This is a genomic window from Mesorhizobium sp. 43Arga, from assembly GCF_053714255.1.
In genome coordinates, this window is the sequence record NZ_JBSKBO010000008.1 from 174,349 (window position 1) to 189,740 (window position 15,392).

A 15,392-nucleotide genomic window follows, 5' to 3' on the forward strand; every position below is an offset into this window, starting at 1 on the left:
CAAAAACGACGATTTCTGCGATTTGGATAAGTTCATCTTATCTATCTGGCGATCATGGTCACATCTCCATCGCTCAAAGGACTTCAGGCCTTCGAGGCCGCGGCGCGCACGGGCAGCTTCGCCGCGGCGGCGGAGGAGCTTTCGGTCTCGGCGGCCGCTGTCAGCCAGCTTATCCGCACCGTCGAGGAACAGATGGGGCGCAAGCTGTTTCAACGGGTCAACCGCAAGGTTGTGCTCACCGAGGCCGGCGTGGAGATGCTGCCGCGGCTGACCATGGCCTTCCAGGAAATCGGCAGTGTCTCGCGCGAATTGGGCGGCGATGCCTTCCGCCCGCGCCTGGTGGTATCGGTGCCGCCTTCGATGGCCATGGGCTGGCTTTCGCAGCGTCTGGCGGGCTTCGTGGCAAGCCATGGTGCCGCCGACATCTCGTTGCGCGGCGACGACGACCCGGTGCCGTTCGACCGCGAGCTGATCGATATCAGGCTCTCGTACGGCCCGCACTATCGCGAGCACCCGACCGAGGACATCGCCCGGGACGCCGTCTATCCGGTCTGCGCGCCAGGGCTTGCCAACTCGATCAAGGCGGACGGCGGTCCGCTCGCCGGGCTGCCGCTGATCCACACCGACTGGGGCCCGACCGGCGCCTCGTTTCCGTCCTGGCGCAACTGGTTCGAGGCTGAAGGTGTTCAGCCTGGCCGGGCGGCGCAGCGGGGCCTGTCGGCCAACTCGTCGCGCGCCGCCCTCGACCTCGCCATTTCGGGGCTGGGCGTGGCGCTGGCGCAAGGGGTCTATTGTGCCGAAGCGCTGGAAGACGGCCGGCTGGTCCGGCCCGCCGCCAGGGCAATCGCGCTGCGCCAGCCCTATTGCCTGACCATTCCGGAGCGCAGCGCCGGGCGCGATGTCGTGGCGGCGTTCCGCGATTGGCTGATCAACCAATGCCAGCGCGCTGCCGGCTCCCCGGCGCTGCGTTGACCCGTCAGGCTCCCGTGGTCAGAGATGCCCGCTCAAGGCTGCCACCATGTCCTTGTTGGTCGCCACGGGAACGATCTCGAACTCGACCAGATCAGCCCATTCGATGACCCAGCGTTGCAGCAGCGTGACGTCGTCGGTTTCCACCAGCAGGAAGCAGCGGCTCATATCCGCGGCGATCCAGCTGTGGTGGACGACAAGCTCCTCCGGCTTCAGGCGGCCCCGATCGCGGAAACGGCGGTAGATCTCCTTGCGGTCGCAGCCGATGAAATCCTCGATCACGATGAACTGCATGTTTTCCCCCGTGCAATTCCAGAAAAAGTGTGAAGCGGTTTTCCGTCCGGAATTGCTTTAAAACAAAGAGATAGAGCGGTTCTCCATTTCCGTGAAACGGCGAACCGCTCTGGTTGAACAGTTACCGCCCCGGCCGGTCGAGCCGCTCCAGGAACCACTGCGTCAGCCGCACCCAGACCTCGTCCTTCTCGCCGGAATCCTCCCAGCCATGGTCGAGATTTGGGTTATCGTTGACCTCGATGACGAAGACGCCGTCCTTGGTCTCCTTGAGGTCGACGCCGTAGAGGCCGTCGCCGATGCAGCGGGCCGCCTTGACCGCCGTCTCGACGACATGGGCCGGCGTCTCCTTCAGCGTGAAGGTCTTGATGCCACCCTGGTCGGGCTTGCCATTGGCCTTGTGGTTGACGATCTGCCAGTGCTTCTTGGCCATCAGATAGTGCACGGCAAACAGCGGCTGGCCGCCGAGCACGCCGACGCGCCAGTCATATTCGGTCGGGATGAATTTCTGCGCGATGAGGAGGTCGGAATCCTCCAGCCACTCGGTCGCAAGCCGTGTCAGTTCCTCGATATTCTCGCATTTCTTGACGCCGCGCGAGAAGGATGAATCCGGGATCTTCAGCACCAACGGGAAACCCAGCGTCTGCGCGGCCAGTTCGAAGTCGGAGGTGCCGGCGATCATCACGGTCGGCGGCACCGGCACCTTGTTGTAAGCCATCAGCTCGTTGAGATAGACCTTGTTGGTGCAACGGATCATCGACAGCGGATCGTCGATGACGGGCATGCCCTCCTGCTGGGCTCGGCGGGCGAAACGATAGGTGTGATTGGAGATCGAGGTGGTCTCGCGGATGAACAGCGCATCGTAGTTCGCGAGCTTGGCAAGATCCTTCCTGGTGATGGGCTCGATTTCGACCCCCATCTTTTCGGCGATCTTGGCCCAGTAGCGCAGCGACGAGATTTCCGACGGCGGCAATTCCTCGTGCGGATCGACCAGCGTGGCGAAGGTGTAGCGCGCCGGGGTGCGCCCCTTGGTGTCGCGCCATTCACGGTTGGTGTAGGTCTCCAGGCACTGGATGAAGCTCTTTTCCTCATCCTCCGTCATGCGCGCCAGCGGATGGAAGCCAATCTTGCGGATCGAAGCCCATTCGGCGCTGTCCTTGATGTGGACCTCGAGCGCCGGCGCCCGGAACCAGTCGAACAACAGCTTGGCGAAGCGGTCCCAGACTTTCGACGGGCCGATGCCGAAGAAAATGCAGACCTTGGCCGGAAAGGCGCCGCCGAGGTCCTTGCGGCATTTGTTGAGCGCCAGTTCCAGTTCCGGCAGCGCATGTTCGTAGAGCTTGCGTTCGGACAGGTCGATCATCGTCTCGACGGTCGGAATGACCTTGTGGCCGCGCGAACTTGCCAGCAGCGAGGCATAGTAGCCGCGGCTCTGATAGCCGTAATTGTTCGACAGGTTGATGACCTTCGGCCGCTGGCCGCGGAACAGCGAGGGATGCGCGAGATAGTCGCGATTGGTGATGATCTTGTGCGGTGTCGCCACCTGGTCGAGATCGCTCTGCCGGCCGGTAAGGATGACCCAGGTCATTGTGTGTCGCGCTTCCCCAGAGTGATGGCGGCACGCAGCCCGTCGCGGCCGAACTGCGCCATGTTCATGAAGATGCCGTAGGGCACGGGAATGTTGGCGGCATCAAGGATGGTTTCCTGCCTTTCGTCCTCGACCCAGGGATCGTGGATCAGAATATGATCGCCATCGTCGCCGATGGCCAGCACCCAGTGCGGCACCTTCTTGCCGAACATCAGGAAACCGCTGATCAGCACCAGCACCAGTTTTCCCGCGGCGATGGCGGTGCGGATGTCGTCGATGGTGAAGGAGCGGTAATTCACCGGGATGCCATAAAGTTCCGCGCGGCGGCGAAAGTCGACCTGGGCCAGTTCCATCACCCGGCGCTTGTCCTCGCTGCGCACCGATTGCAGGAACAGCGCGCCGTAGAAGGAAACAAAGATCTCCGCCGCGAGCCCGCTTTCATATCCCGAGACCGCGAGGCCGAATGGTTCGCAGCCGCCCGGCCCCGACATCATGAAGACGGTCGTCGCCTCGCGCCACAAGCGGATTTCCATCACCGGATCGGGCACGAAATTCCGGTCGAAATTGGCCATGGCCATCATCAGGCAGCATGGGCCGCAGGTGAACTCGCAGGTCTGCTGGTAGAACGGCACCCTGGTGGCCACTGGAAGGTCGCCGCGCAGGGTTTTCTCATAACGAAGCGCGGTCGCGCCGTCCTCGTAATAGCCAGGCTCGCGGCCAATCTTGCGGTAGCCGGCCCGCTCGTAGATGCGGATGGCCCGGTCGTTGTCCTCGCGCACTTCAAGGCGCAGCATCATGCGGTCGTGCTCGAAGGCTGCCTCCTCCGCCGCAGTCAAAAGCTGGCGCCCGATGCCGAGCGCGCCGAAAAATGGGCCAACGGCTATGGAATAGAGCCGCGCCACCCCACTGCCCTTGCGAAACAGCACGATTGCGTAGCCGGCGACGCGGCCGGCGACTTCGGCGACCAGCGTCTCGGCGGTCTCGCGCTCGATGAACAGGCGAAAGGAGCGACGGGAAATGCGATCGCTCGAGAAAACGGCTTTCTCGATGGCGGCGAGATCATCGACGTCAGACGCGCGGGCCGTACGGATCTCGGCAGGCATGCGACTTGAGAAAACCTCGATTGCGTTGCGGAAACGGCCCCGGTCAAAAGCGTCGCAAACACCGGCCGAAGCGCCGGTATTCATCAAGCGCTATCGCTCCTTGATTAGGGCCGAATTGTGACAGGTTCCGCCGCGGCAAGGAAGCTCGCGGGCTTTGAACAGGATCGCCGTTTTGATGGGCAAGCGGCTACGAACAATTGCGGCCAACTCAGCTTGCGAGGCCTGCCAGAAGCTGGCCATAGGCATTCTTGGCCACGACCGCCAATTGCTCGCGCGGCAGCGAGCCGACGACGGCGCAGCCATAGCCCTTGTCCAGCCAGTAGACGGCCTGCGGGCCGTCCTGCGCCGAAGCATAGGTGCCCTTGGCATTCTCCGCCGATTCCGCGGTGACGAAGAGAGATATGCGCTCGCCCTTGTCGTCCTCGTAGAGCAGCATCGCGGCCTTAGCTTCGCCGGCCGGCAGCAACCGGCCGCCCACCAGTTGGAAGCCGTTCGCGGTCAGATCCGGCGCCACCAGCTTCAGCCCGACCCGGTTGGACAGCCATGTCTGCAAATGATCCTTGTCGCTTGCCGGCACTTCCACGGCATGCCGCTTCTCGGCGGCGTAGATGACATGGGCGGCAATCGCCTGTTCGGCGAGCCGATCCTCCGCCGGATCCTCCTGTCCGACGCTGTCCATGCCGGCAAAGTAGCCGCCAAATCCGCCCGCGGCCAAAAGCACGGCAGCTGCCGCGGCAAGCCACCAGCGCGATCTCGGCACCGCGGCCCTAACCGGCGCTTCACCGAGCACCACCTTGCGCAAGCGCGCGGGAACAGGTTCATCCAGCACGCCGGCAAAGGCCGAACGCAACGCCTCTCGGTCGGCTGTGAAGCGGGCGCTCCTGGCCTTCATCTCGGGATTGGCGTCGAGCCAGGCATCATAGGCGGCGCGCTCGTCGGCAGGCAGTTCGCCGTCGAGCGCCATATGGATGTCACGTTCTGAAAAATCGCGGCGGATCATTTCTCGACGATCCTTATCGCGCGGCGACGCGCCGTGTCATCCAGCAACCCGCGCAGTTCCTCACGCCCGCGCGCGATGCGCGACATCAGCGTGCCGGCGGGAACGCCCAGCATGTTGGCGGCCTCGGCGTAGGAAAAGCCCTCGATAGCGACCATGACAAGGGCCGCGCGGCGATCGGGGCTGATCGCCTGCAGCGCGTTGATGATCTCACGCGAGGCGATGCCCTCCAACTGCTCGGCCGGCTGGGCAACCGCCTCGCCAGCTTCCAGCGGCAGCATCGCCGCTTCGCCGCGACGGCTCACCTTGCGCATCTGGTCGATGAACAAATGATGCATGATCGTAAACAGCCACCTCCTGGGGCTTTCTCCCGTCTGCCAGTTGTCGAGTCGCATGAGTGCGCGCTCGAGGCAGTCCTGGACGAGGTCGTCGGCAGAATCCCGGTTGCGCAACAGCGAGCGTGCGTAGCGGCGCAGTCGCGGTATTTCGCCAAGGATTGCAGCCTTCTTTTCGTCCATGACCGCTGGTTCTGAAATCGCCCTTGTTGATCCCGATTCAACGCGCCTTCCCGGCGCGACGCAAGCGGCCAGCGCGAAGCGGTCCGCCGCCCCGGTCACCCAAGCAATGAGACAACGCTGGCGGGTGCCGGTTTATTCCCGGCTTGATTGAATTCCTGCCGTCATTGTTCGACGACCGGTATCTTCTCCCTCGCCGCCCTGGTCAAAAGCCGCTGGTAGAATAGGCCGATGCCGATCAGCACGGCGCCGAGGCCGATGAAGGACAGTGCTCGCAGCACGCCCTCCAGCTCCGACATGTCGAAGAGGAAGACCTTCAGCACGGCGATCGCGATCAACGCGGCCGAGGCGATGCGCAGCACCTGCGACTTCAGCCAGACTCCGGCGCTGAGCAGCGCCACGCCGATCACCAGCCAAAGCGCCGAATAGGTGTAGGTCTCCAACTGGCCAAGCCCGCTCCACAGGCCGATGAACTCGCCCTTGAATAGCCGCCTGACCGACAGGGTGGCATAGGCAAAGGCAAGCAGCGCCGCGACCAGTGCCAGCATTGCCGAATACCATTTCGGCCGCTTACCCCTGACATAGAGCGCCAGTCCGCCGGCGGCGATGGCCGGCAGGAGATAGGCAAGGAACAACAGGTTGAAGACCGGGATCCGGCCGGTCGACTCGTCCGTAAACAGCGGATTGAGCACCCCGAAATGTCGGATGACGATCAAGGCGACCGAAACCGCGCCCGCCGCCATCGAACCATAGCGCAGCACAGAACTTGGCGAGCGTATGTCGATGGCGACCAGGATGGCGCCGGCACCGATGGCGATCAGCGTGTAGATCGCCTGTTCGGCAAGCGTCATCGGACCCGTGTCGATGACGCCGCCATGCATGGCGTGACGTACCAGCATGGCGACGGCAAGCAGCGCAAACAGCGCCGCCGCCGCTTCCATGGCGAGGCGCGGCCGGCCATTGGTGGTGCGGGCGAGCTGCCAGGCGGCGAAGCCGAAGGCGAGCGCAGGGACGCCATAGCCCGGCAGCAGCCAGTTGAACACCGGTGTCGTCGACAGGAACTCGGCGCCGACGATGGTCGGATCGAAGGCGACGCGGCCAAGCACGGCGATCACGGCGCCAACCGAAACCCAGCCGAGCACCGGATAGGAGCGCCAGCGCGTCGCCAGCGCCGGCACAATGGCTGCTGCGCCAAGCAGAATGGTGGTCCAGCCGGAATTGAAAGCCATGTGCAGCATCAAGAGACCGGCGAGCGCCGCACCGACAAGGGCAAACGACACAGCTAGCCCGCCCTTGAGCGAAGGTTCTTCGGCGCGCGCGATCCACTCGCCGCCTCCGGCGAAAACCACGACCATCAGCGCTGCGACGGCGGCGTAGACAAAGTCGCGGTCGAGATTGCCGAAGGTGAACCAGAGCGCCAGCAGGATGACCAGTGGCACGACAACACCCGATGCCGCCCATGAGGCGGATCGAAGCGGGGAAGATGCCGCGAATTTACGGGCGGCCCACAGGCCCGCGCCGATGAAGATCAGGCCGAGGGCGATGCCGATGCGCAAGGTCAAGGCATTGGACGTCGCGACGGGCAAACCATCGACACCGAGAGCGCCGGCCGAAAAGTCGGACGCGATCGAGGTTGGCGGGATGATGCCGAGATAGATCATGACCGTCGCCAGACCGGCGGCGTAAAGCAGCGGCAGCGCCAGCGGGCGATAAAGTGCGACAGCCACCATCGCCGCGAGGATAGCGGCGCCGTGCAAGGCATAGCCGGCCGCGGCGAAGGCCGGGTCGACCGACAGGCCCAGCGCCGAGAAGGCAACGAACAGGCCAGGCACGATGGACGGCCAGTCGAAGGTCCTGGCGGTTTCGTCGCGGTGGCGGCCGAGCCAGACAAAAGCGAGCACGGCCAGTGTGACGGCATCGATGAACAGGACGGCGGAGAGGTTCACGCCCGGCGCGTCGGTCATGTAAAGGATGGTCCAGATGCCGGTGCCGAAAAAGGCCGCCGCCATCAGCGCTTTCCAGTCGCGCATGCGGGCGATGACAGCGGTGGCGGCGAGCACGATAGCGAGGTAGCCGAACAACGCCCAGGGATTGGGCGCCTGCGAGGCGATCAGCACCGGCGTCACCATGGCGCCGACAAGGCCGATGCCGGCCAGCGCCTGGCCATGGACCAGGGCCGCCGCGATCGTCGCCACGCCGATCGCACCGAGCAGCGTGAAGGCAAGCCCCGGGCCGATGAAGCCGTAAATGCCATGGGCGGCATAGACGGTACCGAACAGGATGAAGGCACCTGCCGCCGTCAGGATCGCCGGAATATAGGCGCCGGCAACGCCTTGCACCGGCACCTTGAAGCCGGTGCGGCGAATGAACTCGCCGCCTGCGACCAGCACCAGCCCGAGCACCGCCGCCATGGTAAGCCGCACGCCGGGGCCAAAAATGCCGGCTTCTATGGTGTAACGGATCAGGAACAGGCCACCCAGCGCCAGCGCGATGCCGCCGACCCAGACCGCCCAGCGCGTGCCAAGTGCAGTCTCAATATCCGGCTTGCCGGGGGCCTTGGCCCCTGCAACCGGCTCGACAGGCTCTGCTGCCTTCGGAGCCTCGCCCGTCGACCAGGGGCCAGACACAGCCTCGCCGGCCGGAGCTTCCGTTTCTGCAGCCGGCGCCTGTACGACCGGTTCGCTCACCGCCGGCGAGGCGATATCGGCCGCTGCCGCAGCCATCGGCGCCGCTTCGGCCTTGCCATCGGCCGCCATCTGTTCTGAAGGCTTGGCCACCGGCGGCACGGCGCCTGAGAGGACGAGACTGCGCAGCGCGCCAAGTTCGCGTTCGATCAGACCGATGCGGCTCTGCTGACGCGAAATAATGACGAACAAGGCGATGATGGCGACAAGGCCGATCAGGCTTTCAAACATGGCGGTTCCCCCAAACCAGGCCAGTTTTCACTGACGTTTCATCTCACTGACATTCAAATGCGGCGGCTAAACGGCTGGAAAACTCAACGTGCCGCCAGATTGGCGGCTAGAAATATCGAACATGTCTCGGTGCCGAAAGCCAAGAGCTTGCCACCGGCATCCTTCAGTGTCGCCTCCGAAACGGCAAGCGTGCGGCCCTTGTGGACCACCTTGCCTTCGCAAACCACCTCGCCGGTCCTGGGCGTGATCGGCCGCGTGAGATTCACCTTGAACTCCGCCGTCGTATACGCCTCACCCTTTTCGAGCAGCGTCTGCACGGCGCAGGCCAATGCCGAATCGAGCAGCGTTGCCGCCCAGCCGCCATGTACGCCGCCCAGCGGGTTGAGGTGGCGCTCATTCGGCACGCCGCGGAACACGGCACGACCTTCCGACACTTCGGTCAGCGCGAAGCTGAGCTGGAACGAGATCGGCGGTGCCGGATACCTGCCGTCGATGATTCGCTGCAGCAATTCCAGGCCGGTGTATTTCAGGATGTCGGCGTGCGGAATGGTACCGAGACCGAGCGGCGAGACCCGGCCCGGATACAATTCGACTTCGCTCATGCCGCATTGTCTCCGGCAATGGCCTTGCGCGCCGCGTGATGCTTGCGCAGTGCGGCAAGAAAGCCGGCGCGGGCGTCGGGCGCCTCGATGCCGCGCGGCTCATAGACATGCCGGGTGAAGAAGAAACCGGTGAGCCGGAAGGCATCCTCGATCGCGGCAGGATCGCCGCGCAGGCCGGAGCCGCGTTGCAGAAAGGCCGGCAGCGCCAGCATCTTGTCGCGCCATGGCGCGCCGGCTTCGCGCGACACCGCGCGACCCGACTTCGGCGAGACGTAGGCCAGATCCTGCCTTGTGCCGGTGGCGGCGCATTGGCTGAGATCGAGGCCGAAGCCGAGTTCATCGAGGATCAGAAGCTCGAAGCGCGCCACCAGTTCGCCGGCAGTATCGGCATCGTCGAGATGGACGATCATCACGGCGAGAGCTTCATAAAGGCCGCCATGGGCGTCACGCTCGGGCAAGAGGCGCAAATGCCCGGCCATGGTCTGCAGGCCGTAGACGGCGACGGCGCTGTCCATCAGCCTGGCGGCATTCATCTCGATCGCCTCGGCCTGGAATGTGCCGAGATGCTCGTCAAGGCGCGCCCGCCACAAGAGATCGACGCGGTTGCCGGGCTGGAGAACAGGTTGCTGCTTGCGCGAACGACCGCCGCGCACGAGACCGAGATGGCGGCCATGCGCGCGGGTCATCACCTCGAGGATGGCGCTGGTTTCGCCATGCTTGCGGGTGCCGAGAATGATTCCCTCGTCGCGCCATTCCATGCCCAGAGCTTTTCACCGATCGGGTGGCGAAATCAAGGTATGAGCCTGGCGCCTGGGCCGGCTCTCGCGACAACGCATAAAAAACCGCCCGCAGCGATACGCTGCGGGCGGCCTGGTAGGTCAGCCGATCGGTTAGAAGTTGCGCTGGAAGCGGACGATGCCGCCGACGCTGTCTTTCTTGTTGGCCTTGGTCCAGTTGCCGTAGAGGGAGGGATTGCCGAAGTTGCCGTAGTGATCCCAGTCGACTTCGGTCGTGATCGTGAAGCCCGGGACGATGGTGTAGGCGACGTTCGCCGCAAGAGCGTAGTTCTTGTCGTCGTCAGCCGAAGCCTGGACGTTGAACGCCGTCTTGTCGTTGAACTTGTAGGTACCGCCACCCCAGACTGCCCAGTTGCCACCCCATGGCTTGTATTGCCCACGGCCATGTGCGTTGACGAAGTTCGTCGGGTCCTTGAGGTTGTCGTCGGTGCCGTAGCCGCCCATGATGAACAGCGACAGTTCCTTGTTGACATTGACGTCCAGGCGAACCTTACCGGCCACTTCCTCATAGTTGCTGTCATAGGCGACGACGCCGGTGATCGCGCCCCAGTCGCCCTTGTACTTCAGACCGCCGACCACGTGGGGAACATAGCTGTCGATCGTGTCCGCGATACCCGAAGCAGTCGCGCCTTCTTCGAGCGAGATCACGCCCGTGATGCCGTTGCCTGCGTCGAAATTGTACTGGACGACGTTAGTGTCCTTGACGCCATACGGGATGGTCGTGTCCTGGATGACGTTGCCGGCGTAACCGATGAACTGGTCGTATGCCGTTTCATCCTTACCGACGCGCAGGCCACCGAGCTGTATCCAGGCGAAATTGAGGGTGGCGGTCTTGTTGCCGGCCACCCAGCCAGTGCCGTTACCTGTGTAATCGCCGGAGGAATTGCCGAACTGCCAGCGGGTCTCGGTGTAGGTCTTCAGCGTGCCGAGTTCAGTCTCCTGGCCGGTCCAGGTCTTCAGCGAAAAGCGCATGTTCTTGTAGTAGGTGTCGTGCCTACGGCCGTCCACGCTATCGGCAACGTTATTGACGCCATCCAACGAGCCGGAATCGCCGACGCCGATGTCATAGCGGAGATAGCCGCCGATGCGCAGGCAGGTTTCCGTGCCCGGGATGTAGAAGTAGCCGGCGCCGTAGACGTCGCAAATCTTGACGTATTCGGCCGGCTCCGGTTCGGCGACGACGACAGCGTCCGCGGCGCGAGCGCCGGAGACCGCGATCAGTGCCGCGGCTGAGCCGAGAAGGAGGCTCTTGATGTTCATTTTCTGACCTCTCCAGTCATAGTTTAAATGGCTTCGGATCTGTGGCTGGCGGCTATTTTTTCCCGCCTCATTCCCACAACGAAAAGGGCGCGCACTGCGTCCCTTTTCGCGGCGAACATACCCATCAATCTTCCGCCTTCAATGACGGTTTTGGAAATAACGGCGATTCTGTGAACAGATAAATGCTGTGTTGCACAAATAACACTCGCCACCGTAGCATTCGGCACAATCGGCACAACGTCATACAATCAATATATATCCCGATAATTTCTCGGCTAACTATACTCTAAACAGACTATAATTCCCCAGATACCCCATTAAATGGGACTTTTTGTCTACTTCCGACAACAATCGGCGGTTATTTTTCGCTCCATTTATCGTTGACTGACATCCAATCCACCTCCAGGTTGGATGGACACCCATGCTGGTCGCTGGGTTGGCCATATCTGCCAAAGCAATCGAAACGCACCGGCGCGCGCTGTCGCGTTCCTGATTTGTGACGGCAGCCCTCTCGCTCCATGACAATCACATGCCGGTGCGTGCCACCTGACAGGCTTTAGGGGGCCGAGCGCGACAGGTGCGCGAACGAGAGCAAAGACGGCCGAGGAATCACATCATGTCCAGCGCCTGCGGTCGCCGGCACCGCGTCGATGACACGCCGGGCCGCTAGTGCGGGAATTCGAGCCCCATCTCGCGGTAGCGTTCGGGATCGTCGCCCCAGTTCTCGCGCACCTTGACGAACAGGAAGAGGTGCACCTTCTGCTCCAGCATATCAGCGATTTCCATGCGTGCCGCCTGGCCGATGGCACGGATGGTCTCGCCCTTGTGGCCGAGCACGATCTTCTTCTGGCTGTCGCGCTCGACATAGATGGTCTGGTCGATGCGCACCGAGCCGTCCGGCTTCTCTTCCCATTTCTCGGTTTCGATATGCGAGGAATAGGGCAGTTCCTGATGCAGCCGCAGATAGAGTTTTTCGCGGGTGATCTCGGCCGCCAGCTGGCGCATCGGCAGGTCGGAAATCTGGTCTTCCGGATAGTACCAGGGGCCGGACGGCAGCGCCTGCGCCAGATAGTCGAGCAGGTCCTTGCAGCCGGAGCCGGTCAGCGCCGAGACCATGAAGGTGCGCTTGAACGGCACTTTCTCGTTCGCCGCCGCGGACAGGGCCAGAAGCGTCTCGTGCTTGACCCGGTCGACCTTGTTGAGGATCAGCGCCATCGGCTGGCGCACATCCTTCAGCCGTTCGAGGATAGCATCGGCATCACCCCGGATACCGCGCTCGGCATCGATCAGCAAAAGCACGATATCGGCATCCTTGGCGCCGCCCCAGGCGGTGGTCACCATCGCGGTGTCGAGGCGCCGCTTGGGTTTGAAGATGCCGGGCGTGTCGACAAAGACGATCTGCGCATTGTCATGCGTGGCGATGCCGCGCACGATGGCGCGGGTCGTCTGCACCTTGTGGGTGACGATCGACACCTTGGCGCCGACCAACTGGTTGACCAGCGTCGATTTGCCGGCATTCGGCGCGCCGATCAGCGCGACGAAGCCGGAATGCGTGGCGGGGGTTTCAGCAGTTTCAATATCGGTCATGCCGCGTTCCATACACCTTCGCGCAGCAGAAGGGCAGCCGCGGCTGCCTGCTCCGCTTCACGTTTGGAACGGCCGCTGCCGGTCGCCGGCTGAAATGCGCCAACTCTGACGCTGACGGTGAACAGCGGATCGTGGTCCGGCCCCTCGCGGCTGTCGATCTGGTAGGCCGGAACCGCACTCGCCGCCTGATGTGCCCATTCCTGCAATTCGGTCTTGGCGTCGCGGCGCGCCGCACCCGAAGCCTGTGAGCGCGGCTGCCAATATTTGTGGATGAAGGCGCGTGCCGCGTCCAGCCCGCCGTCGAGATAGAGCACGGCGATTAGTGATTCCAAGGCGTCGGCGCGCAGGTTGACGCGCTTGCGCCCCTCGAGGCCGCGCACATCCGATCCGGCACGGACCAGGTCCGGCAGCCCGATATGTTCGGCGATCTCGGAAAGCGCCTCGGCATTGACCAGCGCATTGAGCCGCAGCGACAATTCGCCTTCCGCTGCATCGGGAAACGCCGCCAGCAGCATATCGGCAACGACCAGGCCGAGAACCCGGTCGCCGAGAAATTCGAAACGCTCGTAGTCGGTGCCGGCATTGGCGCCACGGGCGCTGGCATGGGTGAGCGCACGCTGCAGGCGCTGGCGGTCGGCAAAGGCATGGCCCGTGCGTTGCACCAGCGCTTCGGCGAGCGCATCGGCGGTCAACCGTTTTGTTGACGCCATGACCCTAGTTGACGAAGTGGAACAGGCGCGAAACGCGCATCAGCGACGGCCATTTCCAGATTTCGAGAGGGCTCGCCTTGCCGGCGATCGAGAAGAAGACGAGGTTGGCGCGGCCAACCAGATTCTCGGCTGGAACATAGCCGACGGTGAACCGGCTGTCGGCGGAATTGTCCCGGTTGTCGCCCATCATGAAATAGTGGCCGGACGGCACCTCGAATTCACGCGTGTTGTCGCCGATGGAATTCGGATTGAGGTCGAGCGTGTCGTAGCTGACGCCGTTCGGCAGGGTTTCCCGGTAGACGTCGATCGGCTGAGGCATCTCGGTGATATCGGGATTGTCAATCTGGCCGGTTTTCACGCGCGGCACGCCGACGCCGTTGATGAACAGCTGGCCATTCTTCATCTGGATCTTGTCGCCGGGCAGGCCGACCACGCGCTTGATGTAATCGACGGAGGGATCCGGCGGGAACTTGAACACCACAACGTCGCCACGCTTGGGCTCGGAACCCCAGATGCGGCCCGAGAACAGGTCGGGCCCGAACGGCAACGAATAGCGCGAATAGCCGTAGGACCATTTGGTGACGAACAGATAGTCGCCCTCCAGAAGCGTCGGCCGCATCGATCCCGACGGGATCGAAAAGGGCTGGAACAACAGCGTGCGGATGACCAGCGCGAGCAAAAGCGCCTGGACGATGACGCTGACGGTTTCGCCAAGCCCGCCGGATTTCTTCTGGGATTTTTCAGCCACGCTCATGTCGTCCTCGATTGTGCGTTGGATGTATAGAGTCTCGGCGCGCGCTGGGCAACGTCAATGCCGGTCGTCAGATGCAATCAATGTGGCGCTTGTTCGACGGGCAACGCCTCGATGATCACAAAGGCTTGAGCGAGCGGAAAATCATCCGTGATAGTGAGGTGGATCGCCGCCCGGTGCCCCTGGGGCAGGATTTTTTCGAGCCGCGCCAACGCTCCGCCGGTCAGCGCCATGGTCGGCGCACCGCTGGGCAGGTTGACGACGCCCATGTCGCGCCAGAACACGCCTTGCGCCAGACCGGTGCCCAGTGCCTTGGCGCAGGCCTCCTTGGCGGCGAAGCGCTTGGCGTAGGAAGCGGCGCGGGCTCGTCGGTTTTCCGAACGCGCCTGTTCGACCTCGGTGTAGATCCTCTGGACGAAGCGCTGGCCGTGACGCTCCAGCGAGCTCTCAATGCGCCTGATGTCGATCAGATCGCTGCCGATGCCGATGATCATCGCGTAGCAGAACCGATGCTTGCTCCGGGATGAGGCGGCTGGTCGCGGCTCCTTGCGCGCTCGGCCAGCCGCTTGCGCCGCTGCTCGCGAAAGACATTCATGCCCCAGCGCGTGACGCCGTAGAACAGGAGGCCAAACACCAGCCCGAGCGGCACAGCGCCAATCAGCATGGGTTCCAGCACCGGATGCCACAGTTTCGCAAAGGAAAGCGTGTGCAGCATTTCGCCCAGATGCGCCGGCGGACCATGCGCCGGCAGGCGATCGTGCAGGATGAGCTTGCCGGTTTCCCAGGATGCGCCCCACAGAATGGGAAAAGTCAGCGGATTGCCGAAGAAAACAGCGCCAAGTGCCGCCGCCACAAGATTGCCGGCGATCACCCAACATAGAACGGCGGCAATGATGAAGTGGAAGCCCACGGGAAAGAACGACGCGAAGACACCAGCCGCGACCCCGGCGGCCACCGCATGCGGGGTGGCCTTCAGACGCAGGATGCGCTTGGAAAAATACTGAAGCGAGCGCGAAAACGAGCGGCGCGGCCACAGATAGGTGCGCACCCGCTCCAAAAGACCATCAGGCTTGCGGCGACGAAAAAGCACTCTCTTCCTATTCCCGATACTTTACAGCTTACATGCCGGCCGTCTTCAGCCGGGCTTCAACCGCCGCATCTTGCGCTTTGCGGCCACCCGAAGGCAATCGCGACTTTGATATAGCGATCCGCAACCCCGGCAACAACCGAAGGCTACCTGTACAGCGGCCGCGCCGCTATAATCTTTGGTAAGGTTCACGTCTCCAACGCCTGACAATCGCGGCGAA

16 protein-coding genes are annotated in these 15,392 nt (G+C 63.2%); 1 reads left to right on the plus strand and 15 read right to left on the minus strand.

Features of this window, described 5'->3' with window-relative positions; translation table 11 throughout:
* The first annotated feature begins 54 nt into the window (after positions 1 to 54).
* A complete protein-coding gene (locus ACWGS8_RS25600; RefSeq protein ID WP_454583519.1) occupies positions 55 to 972 on the plus strand; it encodes a LysR substrate-binding domain-containing protein in 918 nt (305 codons plus the stop codon).
* 18 nt (positions 973 to 990) lie between these two features.
* Here ACWGS8_RS25600 and ACWGS8_RS25605 read toward each other — a convergent pair whose 3' ends face one another.
* The 15 genes from ACWGS8_RS25605 to ACWGS8_RS25675 all read right to left on the minus strand — a co-directional run bounded on the left by ACWGS8_RS25605 (position 991) and on the right by ACWGS8_RS25675 (position 15,175).
* A complete protein-coding gene (locus ACWGS8_RS25605) occupies positions 991 to 1,263 on the minus strand; it encodes a DUF3303 domain-containing protein (protein ID WP_454583520.1) in 273 nt (90 codons plus the stop codon).
* Between the two features lie 121 nt (positions 1,264 to 1,384).
* A complete protein-coding gene (locus ACWGS8_RS25610; protein WP_454583521.1) occupies positions 1,385 to 2,848 on the minus strand; it encodes a RimK family protein in 1,464 nt (487 codons plus the stop codon).
* Positions 2,845 to 3,951 carry a peptidase C39 family protein gene (locus ACWGS8_RS25615; RefSeq protein WP_454583647.1) on the minus strand — a complete coding sequence of 369 codons (1,107 nt, stop codon included), beginning with the start codon at positions 3,949 to 3,951 and terminating at the stop codon, positions 2,845 to 2,847. Before ACWGS8_RS25615 ends, ACWGS8_RS25610 begins: the two co-directional genes overlap by 4 nt.
* A gap of 208 nt (positions 3,952 to 4,159) precedes the next feature.
* On the minus strand, positions 4,160 to 4,951 hold the full coding sequence (locus ACWGS8_RS25620; RefSeq protein ID WP_454583522.1) for an anti-sigma factor family protein: 792 nt from the start codon (positions 4,949 to 4,951) through the stop codon (positions 4,160 to 4,162).
* Complete coding sequence (locus ACWGS8_RS25625) at positions 4,948 to 5,466, minus strand: sigma-70 family RNA polymerase sigma factor (protein ID WP_454583523.1); 519 nt, start codon at positions 5,464 to 5,466, stop codon at positions 4,948 to 4,950. The genes ACWGS8_RS25620 and ACWGS8_RS25625 overlap by 4 nt, the downstream gene beginning before the upstream one ends.
* 161 nt (positions 5,467 to 5,627) lie before the next feature.
* Positions 5,628 to 8,378 (minus strand): DUF2339 domain-containing protein, encoded by a 2,751-nt coding sequence (locus ACWGS8_RS25630; RefSeq protein WP_454583524.1) that lies wholly within the window; start codon positions 8,376 to 8,378, stop codon positions 5,628 to 5,630.
* Between the two features lie 83 nt (positions 8,379 to 8,461).
* Positions 8,462 to 8,980 carry a PaaI family thioesterase gene (locus ACWGS8_RS25635; protein WP_454583525.1) on the minus strand — a complete coding sequence of 173 codons (519 nt, stop codon included), beginning with the start codon at positions 8,978 to 8,980 and terminating at the stop codon, positions 8,462 to 8,464.
* A complete protein-coding gene (gene recO, locus ACWGS8_RS25640) occupies positions 8,977 to 9,738 on the minus strand; it encodes a DNA repair protein RecO (RefSeq protein WP_454583526.1) in 762 nt (253 codons plus the stop codon). The genes ACWGS8_RS25635 and recO overlap by 4 nt, the downstream gene beginning before the upstream one ends.
* A gap of 132 nt (positions 9,739 to 9,870) precedes the next feature.
* Positions 9,871 to 11,037, minus strand: coding sequence for a porin (locus tag ACWGS8_RS25645; RefSeq protein WP_454583527.1), 1,167 nt, complete (start codon positions 11,035 to 11,037; stop codon positions 9,871 to 9,873).
* A 23-nt stretch (positions 11,038 to 11,060) separates the two neighbouring features.
* Positions 11,061 to 11,285: a hypothetical protein gene (locus ACWGS8_RS25650; protein ID WP_454583528.1), complete on the minus strand. Its 225-nt coding sequence runs from the start codon at positions 11,283 to 11,285 to the stop codon at positions 11,061 to 11,063.
* 418 nt (positions 11,286 to 11,703) lie between these two features.
* Complete coding sequence (era, locus tag ACWGS8_RS25655; protein ID WP_454583529.1) at positions 11,704 to 12,636, minus strand: GTPase Era; 933 nt, start codon at positions 12,634 to 12,636, stop codon at positions 11,704 to 11,706.
* Positions 12,621 to 13,334: a ribonuclease III gene (rnc, locus tag ACWGS8_RS25660; RefSeq protein WP_454583530.1), complete on the minus strand. Its 714-nt coding sequence runs from the start codon at positions 13,332 to 13,334 to the stop codon at positions 12,621 to 12,623. Before rnc ends, era begins: the two co-directional genes overlap by 16 nt.
* Positions 13,335 to 13,338: 4 nt before the next feature.
* Entirely contained in the window at positions 13,339 to 14,088 is a 750-nt protein-coding gene (lepB, locus tag ACWGS8_RS25665) for a signal peptidase I (protein WP_454583531.1), read from the minus strand.
* Positions 14,089 to 14,165: 77 nt separating this feature from the next.
* Positions 14,166 to 14,579, minus strand: coding sequence for a holo-ACP synthase (acpS, locus tag ACWGS8_RS25670; RefSeq protein WP_454583532.1), 414 nt, complete (start codon positions 14,577 to 14,579; stop codon positions 14,166 to 14,168).
* Complete coding sequence (locus ACWGS8_RS25675) at positions 14,576 to 15,175, minus strand: DUF2062 domain-containing protein (RefSeq protein ID WP_454583533.1); 600 nt, start codon at positions 15,173 to 15,175, stop codon at positions 14,576 to 14,578. The genes acpS and ACWGS8_RS25675 overlap by 4 nt, the downstream gene beginning before the upstream one ends.
* Positions 15,176 to 15,392 lie beyond the last annotated feature (217 nt).